At 62.9% G+C, this 12,299-nt stretch carries 16 protein-coding genes; 7 read left to right on the top strand and 9 right to left on the bottom strand.

The window, feature by feature from the left end; translation table 11 throughout:
* Positions 1 to 3: 3 nt before the first annotated feature.
* Positions 4 to 579: a crossover junction endodeoxyribonuclease RuvC gene (locus Q7P63_07820; GenBank protein ID MDP0499994.1), complete on the top strand. Its 576-nt coding sequence runs from the start codon at positions 4 to 6 to the stop codon at positions 577 to 579.
* A gap of 30 nt (positions 580 to 609) precedes the next feature.
* Here the strand turns inward: Q7P63_07820 and Q7P63_07815 are convergent, their stop codons facing one another.
* Positions 610 to 1,227 carry a hypothetical protein gene (locus tag Q7P63_07815; GenBank protein ID MDP0499993.1) on the bottom strand — a complete coding sequence of 206 codons (618 nt, stop codon included), beginning with the start codon at positions 1,225 to 1,227 and terminating at the stop codon, positions 610 to 612.
* A 115-nt stretch (positions 1,228 to 1,342) separates the two neighbouring features.
* Between Q7P63_07815 and Q7P63_07810 the strand changes: the two genes are divergently transcribed.
* The gene (locus Q7P63_07810; protein ID MDP0499992.1) at positions 1,343 to 1,630 is read left to right on the top strand and encodes an ATP-dependent Clp protease adaptor ClpS; all 288 of its coding nucleotides are present in this window, start codon (positions 1,343 to 1,345) and stop codon (positions 1,628 to 1,630) included.
* On the top strand, positions 1,623 to 2,030 hold the full coding sequence (locus Q7P63_07805; protein MDP0499991.1) for a hypothetical protein: 408 nt from the start codon (positions 1,623 to 1,625) through the stop codon (positions 2,028 to 2,030). Before Q7P63_07810 ends, Q7P63_07805 begins: the two co-directional genes overlap by 8 nt.
* A gap of 9 nt (positions 2,031 to 2,039) precedes the next feature.
* Here the strand turns inward: Q7P63_07805 and Q7P63_07800 are convergent, their stop codons facing one another.
* Genes Q7P63_07800 through Q7P63_07790 form a run of 3 tightly spaced genes read right to left on the bottom strand, consistent with a single transcriptional unit; the run spans position 2,040 to position 3,734 of the window.
* The gene (locus Q7P63_07800; GenBank protein ID MDP0499990.1) at positions 2,040 to 2,459 is read right to left on the bottom strand and encodes a MauE/DoxX family redox-associated membrane protein; all 420 of its coding nucleotides are present in this window, start codon (positions 2,457 to 2,459) and stop codon (positions 2,040 to 2,042) included.
* The gene (locus Q7P63_07795; protein ID MDP0499989.1) at positions 2,438 to 2,863 is read right to left on the bottom strand and encodes a rhodanese-like domain-containing protein; all 426 of its coding nucleotides are present in this window, start codon (positions 2,861 to 2,863) and stop codon (positions 2,438 to 2,440) included. The genes Q7P63_07800 and Q7P63_07795 overlap by 22 nt, the downstream gene beginning before the upstream one ends.
* A gap of 16 nt (positions 2,864 to 2,879) precedes the next feature.
* The gene (locus Q7P63_07790) at positions 2,880 to 3,734 is read right to left on the bottom strand and encodes a TIGR00730 family Rossman fold protein (protein MDP0499988.1); all 855 of its coding nucleotides are present in this window, start codon (positions 3,732 to 3,734) and stop codon (positions 2,880 to 2,882) included.
* 162 nt (positions 3,735 to 3,896) lie between these two features.
* Between Q7P63_07790 and Q7P63_07785 the strand changes: the two genes are divergently transcribed.
* Positions 3,897 to 4,820 (top strand): alpha/beta hydrolase, encoded by a 924-nt coding sequence (locus Q7P63_07785; protein MDP0499987.1) that lies wholly within the window; start codon positions 3,897 to 3,899, stop codon positions 4,818 to 4,820.
* Positions 4,821 to 4,914: 94 nt separating this feature from the next.
* On the opposite strand, the gene Q7P63_07780 is transcribed toward Q7P63_07785, so the two are convergent.
* Positions 4,915 to 5,646, bottom strand: coding sequence for a phosphoadenylyl-sulfate reductase (locus Q7P63_07780; GenBank protein MDP0499986.1), 732 nt, complete (start codon positions 5,644 to 5,646; stop codon positions 4,915 to 4,917).
* 96 nt (positions 5,647 to 5,742) lie between these two features.
* Between Q7P63_07780 and cobA the strand changes: the two genes are divergently transcribed.
* A complete protein-coding gene (cobA, locus tag Q7P63_07775) occupies positions 5,743 to 6,501 on the top strand; it encodes a uroporphyrinogen-III C-methyltransferase (GenBank protein MDP0499985.1) in 759 nt (252 codons plus the stop codon).
* Here cobA and Q7P63_07770 read toward each other — a convergent pair.
* Positions 6,498 to 7,349, bottom strand: coding sequence for a rhamnogalacturonan acetylesterase (locus tag Q7P63_07770; GenBank protein MDP0499984.1), 852 nt, complete (start codon positions 7,347 to 7,349; stop codon positions 6,498 to 6,500). The genes cobA and Q7P63_07770 overlap by 4 nt on opposite strands.
* A gap of 148 nt (positions 7,350 to 7,497) precedes the next feature.
* On the opposite strand from Q7P63_07770, the gene Q7P63_07765 reads away from it, so the two are divergent.
* A complete protein-coding gene (locus tag Q7P63_07765; protein ID MDP0499983.1) occupies positions 7,498 to 8,565 on the top strand; it encodes a sulfate ABC transporter substrate-binding protein in 1,068 nt (355 codons plus the stop codon).
* A gap of 39 nt (positions 8,566 to 8,604) precedes the next feature.
* The gene (locus Q7P63_07760) at positions 8,605 to 10,401 is read left to right on the top strand and encodes an SLC13 family permease (GenBank protein ID MDP0499982.1); all 1,797 of its coding nucleotides are present in this window, start codon (positions 8,605 to 8,607) and stop codon (positions 10,399 to 10,401) included.
* Positions 10,402 to 10,455: 54 nt separating this feature from the next.
* Here Q7P63_07760 and Q7P63_07755 read toward each other — a convergent pair whose 3' ends face one another.
* The 3 genes from Q7P63_07755 to Q7P63_07745 are packed head-to-tail and all read right to left on the bottom strand — an operon-like array spanning position 10,456 to position 12,105.
* Positions 10,456 to 10,848, bottom strand: coding sequence for a gamma-glutamylcyclotransferase family protein (locus tag Q7P63_07755; protein MDP0499981.1), 393 nt, complete (start codon positions 10,846 to 10,848; stop codon positions 10,456 to 10,458).
* Positions 10,845 to 11,678, bottom strand: a complete 834-nt coding sequence (locus tag Q7P63_07750; protein ID MDP0499980.1) for a protein phosphatase 2C domain-containing protein — start codon at positions 11,676 to 11,678, stop codon at positions 10,845 to 10,847. The genes Q7P63_07755 and Q7P63_07750 overlap by 4 nt, the downstream gene beginning before the upstream one ends.
* Positions 11,671 to 12,105, bottom strand: coding sequence for a serine/threonine protein phosphatase (locus Q7P63_07745; protein ID MDP0499979.1), 435 nt, complete (start codon positions 12,103 to 12,105; stop codon positions 11,671 to 11,673). The genes Q7P63_07750 and Q7P63_07745 overlap by 8 nt, the downstream gene beginning before the upstream one ends.
* Positions 12,106 to 12,299 lie beyond the last annotated feature (194 nt).

Raw genomic sequence — 12,299 nt, 5'->3', positions numbered from 1 at the left:
CCCATGGCCCGATCCTCCGCCCGCGCCCTGTGGGCTGCCAAACTCAACGGCTCCAGCCTGCCCAGCGCCACCCCGGTCCCCACGATCGGCGGGCGCAAGTTCACGGGTCGCGTGCTCGGGATCGACCCCAGCCTGCGCGGCACGGGCCTTAGTATCGTCGATTTTTCGCGGGGCGAGCCCGTGCGCCTCGTCTACAGCCAGACGCTCAAGATCGCGCCCAAATACAGCTTCCACACCTGCCTCGGCGAGATCAGCCGCGAAGTCGGTCTCATGATCACCACCCACCGCCCCGACGCGGTCGCGGCCGAAGAGACGATCTACGTGCAAAACTTCCGCACCGCGCAAATCCTGGGAGCTGCGCGTGGCGCCGCGCTCGGGATCGCCGCCTCGCACGGCCTCTCGATTGCCGAATACCCGCCGCTGCGGATCAAGCAGGCCGTCTGCGGCTTCGGACGGGCGAGCAAGGAACAGGTGCAAGGCCAGGTCAAAGCCCTCCTGCGCCTCACCGACCTCCTCCCCAGCGACGAAGCCGACGCCACCGCCGCCGCCATCTGCTACGCCTTTACGGTCGAGGGGTAGGGGGCGTTTTGGGTGGGAATTCAAGTGCCCCTACTTGAACAACCCCAGCTGCGGGTCCTTGATCAGATCGTAGTTTTTGAGGATGCGGAGGATTTGGAGCAGGTCGCTCTTGGAGTAGTTGCGGTTGGCTTCGACTTTCTGGATCAAGTCCCAGAGCATGGAGCGGAAGCTGATGATGCCGTCGACTCCGCGCTCGCGCAGCAGGTCGATGGCTTCGCTGCGGTGCGGTTCGCTGGTCGGCAGGCCAGGCAGCACGAGGATTTTCAACAACGGATCGCTGGTCGAGCCGGGCAGGAGGTCCTTGGGCCGGTCCTGAAACATCTGGTCGACAATCTTGAGCACGTTCTTGTCGAGGAACTTCAGGATCTCGTCGCTACTCTGCAGGATGCGGGGGGAGAAGCGTTGTGCCGTGTGCCAGGCCTTGACCGCTATCACGGCCCGGTGGATGTGAGGCAGCTCGCTGCCAAAGATGAGGAAGTTGGGCGCGCGGGTGCCCTCGGCGCTGTAGCCGGGGTTGTAGACCAGCAAGTCGATCTCCTCCTCGTCCAGCTTCTTGCGCGCCTGCACGGCATATTTGCGCACTTGCCGGACGAGGAAGCCGTGCAGTTCAAAATACTCGCGCACGATCAGCTCATCAAAGCCCGCCATGGCAAGCGATTGAATGTAAAGCGCCTACGCTAGGCAATGACAAAGCGTTGATACAGAGAAGTCACCGGCAGCCTTGAATCGTGCGTGCTTAGCTGCCACGGTGTTACGTTTCGATATGGCCGAATCATCTCCACTGCCCACCCCCGAAGTCCAGGAGCGGACCGCGACCGCTCCCGGGTGGAAAGTCATCCTCTGGGACGACCCGGTGAACACCATCGAGTACGTGATCCATGTCTTGCGCAAGATCTTCGGCTACGACCGCCAAAAGGCGACCTACCACACCATGCAGGTGCATCAGGAAGGGCTCTCCGTCGTTTGGAAAGGCGAGCGTGAGCAGGCCGAGCTGTATGTCGACCAGTTGCACCAACACCACCTCACCGCTACGATCGAGACCGATGAGTGAGTCGAAACAACCTTTGCGCCTCGTCTTGCGCGGCAACGTCCTCGAGTTGCTTCTGCCGATGATCGAGCGGTTGGTGGGGTCGTCCAGCCGGCACCATCCGCACCCTTTGCGCGACGAAGAGCCGGAGATCGCGGAGATGTTTACCGAGCAATACGGCGAACATACCAGCCGTGCCGTCCAGTATGTGCTCAAGGTCCTGCGCGAGGCGGATCAGGAGGTGATCACGCTTTACGACCTGCCGCTGGCCTTGCACGGGGTCATCGAGTTGCGCTTCCGCCTCTTCGAGCACGACTTCCACCGCAAGACGCAGCCGCTCGAAGGCATGCCCGAGTCGCCCGAGCAGCTCGCCTATCACCTGCTGATCGAGCTTGAGATGAAGATCCTGCAGGAGATGGAGTAAAGGCGCATTTTACACGGGTCGGCTGCGCCGCAGGCCCAGCCAGAGGAGTGCGCCGAGCAAGACCACGTTGAAGGCTACGTGGATGCCCATATTCGGGAACACGAGCCAATCGCCAAAGCAGCCGCAGTCGGTATGGATGCCGCGGGCTTCCGCCGTGATCAGCAAGGCGATGAACGACACCGTGAGCACCGCCAGCAGGGCGATCGCACCGCGTCGGCAGCAGCGGACAAGCAGGGCCAGGGCGCAGAGCACCTCCAGCCACGGCAAGGTCAGCGCGATCAGGTAAGCTGTCTTGTAGGGGAAGAGCTGGAACGAAAGCACGTCCAACAGGAAACGCGACGGGTCCCACAGCTTGAGGGCGCCCGAGACGAGAAAGACGACCGCCACAAAGAGGCGCAGCACGAGGTTTATTGGACGCGTTCCAGCCATGCGGGGTAGCCTCCTTCCAGGTGGTAGACGTTTTCGATGCCCAGCTCGTGCATCAGACGCTCGGCCACGGCCTGACTGGCGTGGCAGCCTCCGCCATCGCAGTAGACGATCACGACCTGATCGGGCGTCCAGGCGTCGACGACGGCGATCAGGTTCTCGTCCCAGGCATCTTCATTCAGCCAGATGGCGCCCTCGATGTGGCCTTCCAGATAGGCGGGCTCGGCCCGGGCATCGATCCAGAGGATGGGGCGCTGCTCAGCCTGTGCTTCGATGGCCGACATAGCACCGTCTCCGGGGCGGTAGGAGCCATACTCAGGCGCCCGGGGGTGGATGAACGCTGTCAGCCCCCCTGCCACGAGGGAGAGGAAGACCAGGACCAGGATGTCGCGCCACAATTTCCACATAGCGAGTTGCGCCTTCTTATTTCTCTGTTAGCCACTCCCGGGTCAACCAATTGGTGATGTAATCGAACGCTTCGTCCACATCGTCGCACACCTTGAAGAGGTTGAGGTCGTGGCGGCTGATCACGCCCCAGTCGGCCAGCGCGTCGAAATTCACGATCTGGTTCCAGAATGCGCTGCCAAAGAGCACCACGGGCACCTTTTTGTGCACCTTGCCCGTCTGGACGAGGGTCAGCACTTCGAACAGCTCATCCAGCGTGCCGAAGCCGCCGGGGAAGGCCACGAGCGCCTTCGCCAGATACATGAACCAGTATTTGCGGATGAAAAAGTAGTGGAACTCGAACGACAGGCTGCGCGTGACGTAAGGGTTGAGGCCCTGCTCGTGCGGCAGACTGATGCCGAGCCCGAGGGAAGCGCCGTTGGCATCGCGCGCGCCGAGGTTGGCCGCTTCCATAATGCCGGGGCCGCCGCCAGAGCAGACGAGAAAGCGGTGATGCTTGTCGTGCAGCTCCTTGGACCACTCCGTCAGCCGGCAAGCCAGTTTGCGCGAGGCCTCGTAGTAGGGGGCCATGCGCACCCGCGACTGGGCGACCTGAAGCGCTTCGGCCTCTTCGGGCGTCAGCTCGCGTTTGCCCTCCAGTTCGGCTTCCAGCTCGTGGAGCCGCTGTTCCGCCTCGGCCAGCGGCAGGGTGCGGGCCGAGCCAAACATCACGATGGTGTCCTCGACCCTTTCCCGTGCGAAACGCTCTTCGGGCTCGGTCAACTCGCACAACACCCGGATCTTGCGGGCGGCGGAGCTGTTGAGGAAGTCGACATTCTTGTAGGCCTTGGGCGGCCAGCCGTGCTCGTCTTTCGGTAGGGGACGTTCTCTCATGGGGTTGTGTCGCATACTGGCAGGGCACGAACGTTTTGGCAAGGCCAGCCGGCAATCGCTGCCCGGATGTGTGTGCAACGATGCGCACGGTCAGAAAAATCCATCCCTTGCCCCGGCGGCGACAGCAACTAAGGTACACCTGTTCTCCAACCCCATACCCTGATGCTCAAGACTCCGCTCCGTTTATTTTTCGCGCTCACGCTTCTATTAACCGCCCCTTTGCAGGCCGCCGAGCCCGAAGTGGTCCAGCTCTGGCCGGAAGGCGTGCCCGGCCTCAAGCCCGATGCCAAGCACGAGGAGGTGATCAACGGGCGTATCTTCGGCATCCATTACCCGACGATGGTCGTCTTCAGGCCCGACGCAACCGCCCCCAAGACGGGCAGCTCGGTGATTTTCTGCCCGGGCGGTGGCTACGAGCGCCTCGCTGTGGCCGCCGACGGAGGGTACGAAACGAAGTTCCTCAACCGCCTTGGCGTGACGGTCTTCGTCCTCAAATACCGCAACAAGGAATACGGCCACCCCGCGCCCTTGCAGGACATCACCCGTGCGGTGCGGATCGTGCGCAGCCGGGCTGCTGAATTCGGCCTCGACCCCGAGCGCGTCGGCGTAATGGGAGCCTCTGCTGGCGGACACGTCGTCGCCAGTGCAGCAACGCTGTGGGACGCGCCGGAAGTGCAAACCGGCGCAGACCTCGACGAAGTCAGCGCACGCCCCGATTTCGCGATCCTGATCTATCCTGTGATCACGATGGAGGAAGACTTCGCGCACGGCGGTTCACGCCGCAACCTCATCGGCGAAAATCCATCGGCGGAGCTGGTAAAGCACCTGTCGCTGGAGCAGCAGGTGAGTGCTCAGACGCCGCCCACGATCATCATCGCCACCCGTGCCGACCGCTCGGTGCCGGTCCAGAACTCGCTCCACTATTACGAGGCACTCGTTGAGGCAGGCGTCGCGGCCGAGATGCACGTCTATGCCGAAGGGACCCACGGCAACAGCCGAGACCCCCAATATGGCCCCACGGCACTCTGGCCCAAACGCGTCACCGAGTGGCTCGCGTTCAACGGCTGGTCGAAAGAGAAGGAATAAGGGGCATACAGAAGAACACAAAGAGCGCAGAGTAAGATGAATAAATTCTATCCTCTTTGTGGCCTTTGCGTCCTTCTGTTGAAATAGTTTTCTCCTAAATCTGGTAATCGTTGTTACCGGAGATCTCGTGCAGACCGCACTCGCGCTTGAGGCCGCCGAAGCGGGTGTCTTCGGCGCGCATGCCGTCTTCGAGCGGGCGCGTGCTGTGGACATCGCCCACGCTCACGTAGCCCTGCTCCCACAGCGGGTGCTGCGGCAGCTTGTGCTGCTGCATGTAGTAATAGACGTCGCGCTCCGTCCAATCGAGGATCGGGTAGAGCTTGGTCGTGCGCTTCTGGCGCTCGATGTAGGCGAGATTTTCGCGCGTTTCGGCCTGCACGCGACGCAGCCCGCTGAGCCACGCGGTCGCGCCCAGCTCGCGCAAGGCCCGGTTCATCGGCTCGACCTTGTTCATCAGGCCATACTCCTGCAGGCCTTCCTTGCCCTGTTCCCAGCGCTTGCCAAAGAGCGCCTCCTGGCGGGCAGGCGTCATCACCGGCTGGTAGACCTTCAGGTTCAGGTCGAGTATTTCGCGTAGCTGCTCGGCATACTGGTAGGTCTCCGGGAAGAGGTAGCCCGTGTCGATGAAGACGACGGGCAACTGCGGGGCATTCTGCGACACGAGGTGCAGCATCACCGCGCTCTGGATGCCGAAGCTGGTGGAGAGGACCAGCTCGTTGCCAAATTGCTCTGCCGCCCAGGCGATGCGTTGCCCGGCGTCCAAGCCTTGCCATTCCTGATTCCAGGCGGCTAGTTGTGTGGGCTCGAGTGCGGAAATGGTGCTCATGATAACAGGCTTGCTTAAAGTTGAGTATTTTAGGTAGGAATCTACACTTAAGATTGAAAAACGCAACCGGTTTTTCCTGCTGCTTCCCAAACCACCATGTCAGTTACTGGTAAAGTCTACCTTGTCGGTGCCGGTCCGGGCGACCCGGAGCTGGTCACGATCAAGGCCCAGCGCCTCATCCGCGAGTGCGACGCCCTGGTCTACGATTACTTGTCTGCCCCCGAATTGCTGGGGTGGACCAAACCCAGCTGCGAGCACCACTACGTCGGCAAACGTGCAGGCTTCCACGCGCTCCCGCAGGAAGAGATCGAGAAGCTGCTCGTGCACCTCGCCCGCGCCGGCAAAAACGTGGTGCGCCTGAAGGGTGGGGACCCATTTATCTTTGGCCGCGGGGGCGAAGAAGCGCTCACGCTGAAAGAGGCCGGCATCCTCTACGAAGTCGTGCCCGCCGTTACCGCCGCGCTCGGTTGCGCCGCCTATACGGGCGTGCCGCTGACGCACCGCGACTACGCCAGCTCCGTCACCTTCCTCAGCGGCCATGAACGGCCCGACAAGGACGAGCCGATGGTCGACTGGGCCGCACATGCCGCGACCGATGCCACGCTGGTGCTCTATATGGCGATGGGCCGCCTGCCGCTGATTGCCGCGACGCTGGTCGACGGCGGCCGCCCGGCCGATACGCCGGTTATGGTGGTGCAATGGGGTACCACGGCCAAGCAGCGCTCCGTCAGCGGTCAACTGAGCAATATCGCTGAGCGGGTCTACGAGGCGGGCATTGGTGCCCCGGCAGTGGTGATCGTCGGCGCGGTCGCCGCGCTGGGCGACTCGCTCGCGTGGTTCGACCCGAGCATCTAGGGCTGCATGCCCACCAGAATCTCGCCCGCCTTCGAAAGGTAGCCGTCCAGCGGCTGACCGGGTAGGCGGTGCAGGCCGATCACGACCAGCTGCGCGTGCAACTCTGCCCCGCCGAGCTGGAAGTGCGTCTTGCCCTGATACAGCTCACGCGTCTGTTCCGGCCCCATCGCCTGCAGATCGTCTGCGGCCATGCCCGAGAGGTCGACGAACGGCAGCCCCGCCTCTTTAGCCAAGACTTTGAGCCAGGCGCGGTAGCCCACCGGGTCGCGGGCAATCTGGCCATCGTGCCAGCTGTTCTGGATCGTAGGGGAGACGATGATCACGCGCAGCCCACGCTCCTGGGCGGAGGCGATCATCTGGCGCACATACCAGCCGAAGGTGTGCACCGTCTCCCGCTCGCCCGTCACGGCATTATCGACCTCCCAGGTCTCGTCGCCCAGCCCGCGAATCGTACCGCGCGCCTTGGGTGAGTCGATTTCGGTCGCGTCGTTGTGGGCAAACTGGATCAACACAAAGTCGCCCGGTTTGGCGTGGTCTAGCAACTGCTGCCACCAGCCCTCGGTCTGAAAGGTGCGGCTGCTGCGGCCTCCGCGGGCGAGGTTGATCACGTTGAGCTTGTCGGTGTCGAAATAGTGGGGAAAGGGCTCGCCCCAGCCGACCTGTCCAGGGTTATAGCTCTTGGCCGCAGTCGAATCGCTGGCGATGAAGAGCGACGGCAGCTCCGGATTGAGCAAGGCGAGCGCAGCGGCGGCCTTTTCTGCTTCCGGCGGCCCGGCGGCGCGAAGAGAAGCCACCACCAGGGCGGCGCCGGCGAGCAGGAGAAAACGGAGGGAGAAGGGTAGATGCATCAGGGAAGGTGCCTTATCCACAGGCCCCGGAGCGGAGAAGGTCAAGCGATTGTGCGCCCGCGCTTGCGGTGGCGCACCTCACTTTGGCTGGCGAAGTGTAAGGTTGGGGTGTACCTTATGGGTTGTAAATTCAGAACCGGAGGCGCTTATGAAATGGATCGATGCGTTTGCCCATAACCCTGCTCTGGCCCCGGCTCGCCGCCGCGCAGCATGGGGCACTGCCTTGCTAGGGCTCGCTTGTGTGGCCGCGTGGGCCTGGTGGCATCCCTTCCGCCCGGCCTCGGAGCTGTTGCACGTTTCCTACCAAGCCTCGCGCCCCTATTTCGAAGGCGTCGGCACGGCTTTTATGGAGGGGGCCGACGATTGGACGGTGCGCAGCACGTATGCTGGCTCGATGTCGCAAACCGCAGGCGTCGCGCGCGGGCTCGTGGCCGATACGCTTTGTGTGGCGACCCCGGCCGAGCTGGATCATCTTGCCCGCACGACCCACCTGGTCGCCGAAGACTGGCGAGAGGCATTTCCACATCAGGCCTCGCCCTTTACCTCCACCGTCGTGTTGCTCGTGCGCGCGGGTAACCCCAGGGGAATTCACGATTGGGCCGACCTGGAGCGGGCCGACGTGGCGCTGCAGGTGACGAGCCCGAGGGTCAGCGGTGCGGGGTGCTACGCCTACCTTGCCTTGCTTACTCATGCGCTGGAGCAAAGCGGAGGAGATGGGGTGGTGGCTCGGCAGTGGGTGGCAGATCGTTACCTGCGGGCGCGTATCCTCGATCTTGGGGCGCAACAGGCCCTCCGCCATTTTGCCCGCGAATCGGCAGCAGACGTCCTCCTGACCTGGGAGAGCGAAGCACGCCGGGCGGTCGAAACGCTGGACGGGTTCGAGATCGTTTACCCGGCGGCCAGCATCCGGGCCGAGCCGGTGGTGGCGATCCTGGGGCCGCAGGCGGAGCGGCGGGGCACGCTGGCGGGCGCACAGGCCTACCTGGCGTTCCTTTTCTCCGAGCAAGGGCAGGCGCTGGCGGCCCGGGAAGGCTTTCGCCCTCGTTCTTCCGAGGCGGCGCAAATGGCACAGCCCGCCTTCCCGATGCTGGAGCAGCGGAGCGTTGATGAGTCGCTCGGCGGGTGGGAAGCGGTTTGGGCCGATCACCTCGGCCCGTCGGGCTCCTATGCGCACATCGAGCGCTTGTTAAGGGCGCGCGCCGGAGGATCGGAATGAAATACTTGCTTCCGTAGGGCTCTCGTATTCCCTTGGCGCATGACGTGGGAGATACCGTTCATGCTCATGCTGTTGGTGGCGATTCTCGTCTCCTTTGCATTGGAGAAGATACCTGCCGAGCTAACGGCCATGACGGCGTTTGCCCTGCTGCTCGTGCTCGGTCTCCTGCCGATGGACAAGGCGATGGCAGTCTTCTCCAATTCCGGGCCTATCACGGTAGCCGCCATGTTCATCCTCAGCGCCGGTCTGGAGAAGTGTGGTGCCATCGACTATGTGGCCGCCGCGCTCAACCGCCTGCCACCGCTCAAGCTCTACATGGTGCTGCCGGTCATGATCGTGGGCGTGGCGGCGATCTCGGCCTTTATCAACAATACGCCGGTCGTCGTCGTGTTCCTGCCGGTGGCATTCAGCCTGGCGCAACGCTTGCAAGTGCCGGCTTCCAAGCTCCTCATCCCGCTCTCCTACGCCTCGATCTTCGGCGGCTCGTGCACCCTGATCGGCACCAGCACGAATATCATCGTCAGCTCGATGGCGCGCGACGCCGGGCATGAGCCCATCGGCATGTTCGAGTTGGCTACCGTGGGCCTGCCGCTACTGGTGGCGGGGACGCTCTACCTGACTTTGCTCGGCCCCAAGATCCTGCCCACGCGCGAGACTATTTCCTCGATCCTGACCGAAGAGGAGCGCCGCGAATACATGCTTGAAGCCTACGTAAAGGCAGATTCCAGCCTGGTGGGCAAAACGTTGCCTCAAACGTCGCTCGGAAAGGTAGAGAACCTCCGCATCCTCGAAATCCTGCGCCACGGCGTGCGACTGCGCCACGGGACGGGCGAGATGGTCTTTCAGGCGGGCGACCGCTTGCTGCTGGCCATGTCTCCCCGGGCGGTTTCGAAGGCCCAGCAGGCTGAAGGGCTGGACTTGCGCGACACCTTGGGCGACGGTCTGGAGCAGATCAGCCTTTCGCAAGGGGTGATGGTCGAAGCCGTCATCGGGCCGGACTCGGAGCTGATCGGCCAGACGCTCTCGCATCTCAACTTTCGCCAGCGCTACCGCCTCGCCCCGATGGCCGTGCACCGCCGCGGCAAAAACCTGCACCGAGAGTTCGACAAAGTGGCACTGGATCGCGGCGACATCCTCCTGCTGCTCGGCACCACCGAAGCCATCGACAACGCGCGCGGCAGCGAAGACCTCCTCATCCTCGATCGCCCGCCGGTGATCCTGGGTGCGCGTCGGCGCAAGCTGCCCTTCATCCTTGCCGTGATCGCCTGCGTGATCGGCTCGGCCAGCATCGGGCTCATGCCCATTGCCGGGGCTGCGATGGTCGGCTGCGTCGTGCTGCTGCTGGCCAAGTGCCTGACAATGAAGGAGGCTTATGAGGCCATCCAGTGGCCTATCCTCTTCATCATCTTTGCCATGCTCGGGGTGGGCGCGGCGATGGAAGCCACCGGCACTTCCGCCTGGCTGGCCGACCACCTGGTGGCGGGCGTGGGGGCCTTTGTCCCCGAAGCGTGGCAGCCCTTTGCCTTGCTGGCGGGGATCTACCTGCTGACCACCATCCTGACCGAGATCCTTTCGAATAATGCCGCCGCCGTGCTGCTGACCGCCATCGCGCTGGGGCTGGCTCACTCGATGCAGCTCGACCCACGGCCCTTTCTCATCGCGATCGCGATTGCCGCCTCGGCCAGCTTTGCCACCCCCATCGGCTACCAGACCAATACCTACGTCTACGGGGTGGGGGGCTACCGCTTCTCCGATTTTGCGAAGATCGGTATCCCGCTGAATCTGCTGGCCTTTGTCATTGCCATGGCGGTGATTCCGATGGTCTGGAGCTTCTAGGGCGTGGTCAAAAATGACCAATCCAGATGCGATGCTGTCTAAAATTGACCAGATTCACCAGCCCATGTGCACCGGCCAATTTCCATCCGGCAGCGTGGGGCAGCCCGCTACGGGGAAAAGGTAATAGTAAGTTACCACCTCGTGACGGTCGAACGGAGCCTGTAGCTGGATCGGTTCGCGGGCATACAGGCCCTCATCGAGCCCCTCCAGCTCATCCAGCGCGGGCAAGGTTGCGGCATCGACCGCCCACAGCTCTCCTTGGACGCCTTCTTGATCGCTGCGGTCTGCGACCAGACCGGGGTAATCGGCTACGACATACAGTCGATAGCCCGGCTCGGTGCGCGCCTCGCCCAGCAGCTTTTGACCCTTGAGGTAGTGGTGATTCGTCCCGCCAGTCTTGAGGGTGCCGTAGACGAAAACCAGGGTAGGGCGCGCGCTCTCGCTCATGCCGTCACTTCGATCACCATCGCCGTGGTGTTGTCGCGCCCGGAGGCCTGGACCGCCTCGTCGACCAGCAATCGGGCGACTTCCGGCACATGCTGGGTGCGGATCGCGTCCTCGATCCGGTGGTCCCACAAGCCGTCGATCAGGCCGTCGGAGCAGATCAGGAAACGGTCGCCCGGTTCACAGCCCACCGCGCCGATATGCGGCTCCAGAAACTGGAAATTGCTGCCGAGAGATTGCACGAGCGAGTTCTTCGAGGGGTGGTTACGGGCCTCGCGCTCATTGATCTTGCCTTGGCGGCGCAACCAGCCCGGCCGCGTATGGTCGTGCGTCAACTGCTTGAGCCCGCCCCCCGCCGGCAAGTAGTAGATACGGCTGTCGCCCACATGGCCAAAGTAGAGCCAGCCCGGCGTAAACCAGGCCAGGCTGAGGGTCGCGCCCATGCCTTGGCACTCTTCGTAGGAATTGCCGATGTAGGTGATAGCCTTGTGGATACGCGTAAAAAGCTCTTCCAGCACATCGCTGAAGCCTGCGCCGATGCCCACCGCGCCGCTGCGGAAGCTGCGCGGCAGCAACTGGGTCGTTTTTTCGATCGTAATCTTGCTCGCAAACTCGCCCGCAGCCTTTCCGCCCATGCCGTCACTCACGGCAAAGACAAAGTCGCAGTCGGCCAGCGAAGCGGAGCCGATCTTGCCGAGGTAATTGATCTCGTGGCCGTCGAAACGCAGCCCCAGGAAGGCGTCCTCGTTGTTCTTGCGAAAGCGGCCCACATCGGTGTGGCCCGACCAGTGGACGGTCAGGGGTGGGGTGGGGGCGGAATCGATCTCAGGCATGGGTTTCAGGCGGAGTCTCGGGGTCTTCTTCGGGCTTCAGCGAGATGGAGGGATTCTCCAGAATGGTGGCGAATTCGAAATCGATCAGGCAGAAGCGGCCGTCGGTATTGCGATAAGTAACGTTGCGAACGAAGGGATCCTCGTGGCGCACGCCGAAGGTTTCCAGCTCTTCGAACAACTCCGCCAGCTTGGTTGAGCTCAGGTGGTCGACCCGCATGCCGCAGTTGGTGGTGACGATGCGCAGGTGCTCGGCATCATGCTCCAGGAGTCTGGGCACAAATGTACAGCCCTTCTCCTCCAGATAGCGCAAAACGGCTACTTCGGTGTCGAAACGCTCCCGGGCGCGGGCCCCTCGGTATTGTTTGTGGACGCGGCCATCGAAGCCGATGTGCACCGTGGAGCGGCGGGTGTCCTTGATCTCGTTCATGGTTAAGAGCTTTATCCTGCAACGATTTAAGCGTCTAGGGCTAAAACGCGCGAAAAGAAGGGTGAGAATTGTTTGAAAATGGCACAGTTCGTGGTGCTGCTGGGACAGGTAAGGTGCTCGCTTGACGCACCGCAAAACCCAACATATGCATCAGTTTTCGGTTGTCGAGGGCGGCTTCACCGCCAACGGTAGCC

It is taken from the genome of Verrucomicrobiota bacterium JB022 (assembly GCA_030673845.1).
Classification (GTDB): Bacteria; Verrucomicrobiota; Verrucomicrobiia; order Opitutales; family Oceanipulchritudinaceae; genus WOUP01.
Note: the sequence above shows the minus strand (reverse complement) of the source record. Positions and strands in the feature narration are given on the sequence as shown.

What these genes read in the sequence shown, in the direction of transcription:
- Q7P63_07820 (MDP0499994.1), top strand. Translation starts at nt 4, where the DNA reads ATGGCCCGATCCTCCGCCCGCGCCCTGTGGGCTGCCAAACTCAACGGC.
- Q7P63_07815 (MDP0499993.1), bottom strand. Translation starts at nt 1,227, where the DNA reads ATGGCGGGCTTTGATGAGCTGATCGTGCGCGAGTATTTTGAACTGCAC.
- Q7P63_07810 (MDP0499992.1), top strand. Translation starts at nt 1,343, where the DNA reads ATGGCCGAATCATCTCCACTGCCCACCCCCGAAGTCCAGGAGCGGACC.
- Q7P63_07805 (MDP0499991.1), top strand. Translation starts at nt 1,623, where the DNA reads ATGAGTGAGTCGAAACAACCTTTGCGCCTCGTCTTGCGCGGCAACGTC.
- Q7P63_07800 (MDP0499990.1), bottom strand. Translation starts at nt 2,459, where the DNA reads ATGGCTGGAACGCGTCCAATAAACCTCGTGCTGCGCCTCTTTGTGGCG.
- Q7P63_07795 (MDP0499989.1), bottom strand. Translation starts at nt 2,863, where the DNA reads ATGTGGAAATTGTGGCGCGACATCCTGGTCCTGGTCTTCCTCTCCCTC.
- Q7P63_07790 (MDP0499988.1), bottom strand. Translation starts at nt 3,734, where the DNA reads ATGAGAGAACGTCCCCTACCGAAAGACGAGCACGGCTGGCCGCCCAAG.
- Q7P63_07785 (MDP0499987.1), top strand. Translation starts at nt 3,897, where the DNA reads ATGCTCAAGACTCCGCTCCGTTTATTTTTCGCGCTCACGCTTCTATTA.
- Q7P63_07780 (MDP0499986.1), bottom strand. Translation starts at nt 5,646, where the DNA reads ATGAGCACCATTTCCGCACTCGAGCCCACACAACTAGCCGCCTGGAAT.
- cobA (MDP0499985.1), top strand. Translation starts at nt 5,743, where the DNA reads ATGTCAGTTACTGGTAAAGTCTACCTTGTCGGTGCCGGTCCGGGCGAC.
- Q7P63_07770 (MDP0499984.1), bottom strand. Translation starts at nt 7,349, where the DNA reads ATGCATCTACCCTTCTCCCTCCGTTTTCTCCTGCTCGCCGGCGCCGCC.
- Q7P63_07765 (MDP0499983.1), top strand. Translation starts at nt 7,498, where the DNA reads ATGAAATGGATCGATGCGTTTGCCCATAACCCTGCTCTGGCCCCGGCT.
- Q7P63_07760 (MDP0499982.1), top strand. Translation starts at nt 8,605, where the DNA reads ATGACGTGGGAGATACCGTTCATGCTCATGCTGTTGGTGGCGATTCTC.
- Q7P63_07755 (MDP0499981.1), bottom strand. Translation starts at nt 10,848, where the DNA reads ATGAGCGAGAGCGCGCGCCCTACCCTGGTTTTCGTCTACGGCACCCTC.
- Q7P63_07750 (MDP0499980.1), bottom strand. Translation starts at nt 11,678, where the DNA reads ATGCCTGAGATCGATTCCGCCCCCACCCCACCCCTGACCGTCCACTGG.
- Q7P63_07745 (MDP0499979.1), bottom strand. Translation starts at nt 12,105, where the DNA reads ATGAACGAGATCAAGGACACCCGCCGCTCCACGGTGCACATCGGCTTC.